Annotated in this window: 1 protein-coding gene; it reads left to right on the top strand. The window is 64.6% G+C overall.

What is annotated here, in order from left to right; translation table 11 throughout:
* Positions 1 to 2506: hypothetical protein (locus tag ACIQ2X_RS15715; RefSeq protein ID WP_396179917.1), on the top strand; the 2506-nt coding region annotated here is incomplete at both ends.

A 2506-nucleotide genomic window follows, 5' to 3' on the forward strand; every position in this document is an offset into this window, starting at 1 on the left:
CCAGCACCTCTCCAAAATCCTGGCCGGGCTTGGCGTGGTCCTGCTCGCCACCGCCAGCCTGCTCGCCCAGGCCGCCAGCCCAGAGCCCAAGTACCTCTATCTTAACTGCAACGACGACAGTAGCCGCGAAGTCGAAGCAGTGATCGAATACGTGAACGAGCGCTTCGGCGCACTCAACCGGACCTCGCCGCTCAAGGTCGGTGTCTCAGTGATCTACACGCCGGATACGTTCTACTCGCCCAACCTATCGAGCACCCCGTTCCGCGAGTGGGGCCGTGACGAGGATGCCCTGCGCCAGCGCCTGATCCGCCACCTCGAGTTCGCCCGATCCCGGGAGGTGCCGCTGCTCATCCAGGTGGATATCGAGCGCTATGTCTCACCCGATTTAGTCAACTGGCACGATCCCGCCCTGCCTGGCTATCACGCCGAGTCCAACCTCAAGAACGTCGAGTGGTTCGGCTGGCCGGCAAGCTCCCCTGCGAATGCCTCTGGCTACGCGCCCCGCCTGACCTGGCGGAATTGGGGCAAGATTATCCCCGTGCCCCCCTCGCCCAACCTGATGAGCCCGGTCTTCCGCGCCCGCGCCAAAGCCCTGCTCGAGCCGCTCATCGAGGAGGTCCGAAAATGGGAAGCGGCATTACCCGCCGCCCAGAAATACCTTTTCGGCGGCTGGCGCGTGGGCTGGGAGACCTCGCTCAACAACAGCGAGCTTTACCACACCGGCACCAACGAGGCCTACGCATCGATCCTCGCCCAACCTGACAGCGCGACTAATTCCGCTATCATCGCACTCCTCGCCAGACCGATCCAAACCCTAGGCTACAACGGTCTACGCACCGCCGGGTTGTATAAGGAAAGCGATGGCTCCCTCACCGACACCTCAGGAAACCTACGCCCCCTGGCGGAGGAGAAGATGAACCAGCTGCTCGGCATGTACCTCACTGAGTTCAGCAAGCTGGCCGTCGACCGCGGCCTGCCGCGTTCCAAAATTTATGTGCACGCGCTGCGCGGCCTGCCGGCGCTGGTGATCAATCCCTACGCCAATCCGGGTATAACGGGGACCGGCCGGGTCGGCTTTGCCCTTGAAGGTTCCGATAATACAGTGACCCCCGGGGAGCCCTCGGTGCGCACCAACGACAGGGCTTTTTCCGGCGCGATCTCCCAAGCCATGGGCACCGCCCAAGCCACCGGCTACAGCCTCGGCGAAATTCCTTTCCCGAACGACATATCCACCCCCTACACGCTCTTACGATCCGGGCAACCGGTGACGTACACCTACACGGAGCCGGCCTATGAGCGCTGGAAGCGTTTCCTCGACGGCAATTTCCGCAGCATCGACAGCCTGCGCTTCGCCAGCATCTACAACTTCGAATCGGTCATGAACCAGCTCGGCGCCGAGCGGGCGATCATGGAGTTCTCGGCCCGCCCGCCCGCCTCGCCGCTGCTCAACAGCGACTTCGCCAGGCCCGAGGGCTGGAGGAATGGTGCCGGATTGAATAACTGGGAAACGGTTAGTTCCACGCCTCCCGTTTGGAGACAGGTCAATCCTTTGAGCCTGAATTCCGTGATCCGACTCGGCCCCGAACGCACCCTCGACCCGGGCTTTTCCCAAGCCAGCACGCGCACCGTGGCCTCCGTGCAGTTCACCAATATTCAGCAAACCTTCGTGGACGGTTTCAAGACCGGGGACCGGTTTCGGCTCACCTTCGACTGGCGGCAGAAGGCCGCGGGGCTCACCGCCAACGCCCGCATCTTTGCCGTCGTAGCCGGCCGCATCGACACGGCCAATCCAATTTGGAGCTTCAGCGACACTGCCAGCGTGGCCCCGGCCGCCCCGGCATGGCGCAGTCTCACCGAAGCGGACCCGGTTGGTTGGAGCCGCCCAGTCCCGGCAGACACCGAGGCGCTGCATATCCAGCTCAGCAACAGCAGCTGCGACCTGCCCGTATTCTTTTCACGCGTGCGCCTGGTCCGGGCCACCGCCGACGACCTCAACCAAGCCCCCGCCTTCACCGGCTTGGTGAATCGGGTCCTCGCCCCCGCCGCTGCCAACACCGTAACCCTGCACCCGATTGCGCTCAACGATGACCGCACCCCGCTCGCCTCTCTCGTGCTGACCGCCCGCTCCAACAACGAGCGCGTAGTGCAGGCCACCATCAGCTACGACGCCACCCGGCGCCAGGCCGTCCTGCGCCTCACGCGCCTGGCCGGGGCCACCGGCCTGGCCGGCATCACCGTCACCGCAACCGACGCCGACCAAAAAACCGCCACCGGGTGGTTCTTGGTCGAGGTCACCCCAAACCAACCGCCCCTGATCGGCGTGATCGCCGACCAGCAAACGGAACCCGCGTCTACCCTCACCGTTCCCGTGAACGTGTCCGACCCCGACCTCACTGACAACGCCGGGCTGGTGGTGACCGCCAAAGTCTATCGCAAGGATGCGACCCGCGACCCGGACTGGGGCAACGGCGACGGGCGTCTGCTGATCACCGGCACCGGTTCCACC

The organism is Flavobacterium sp., assembly GCF_044368625.1.
GTDB lineage: Bacteria > Bacteroidota > Bacteroidia > Flavobacteriales > Flavobacteriaceae > Flavobacterium.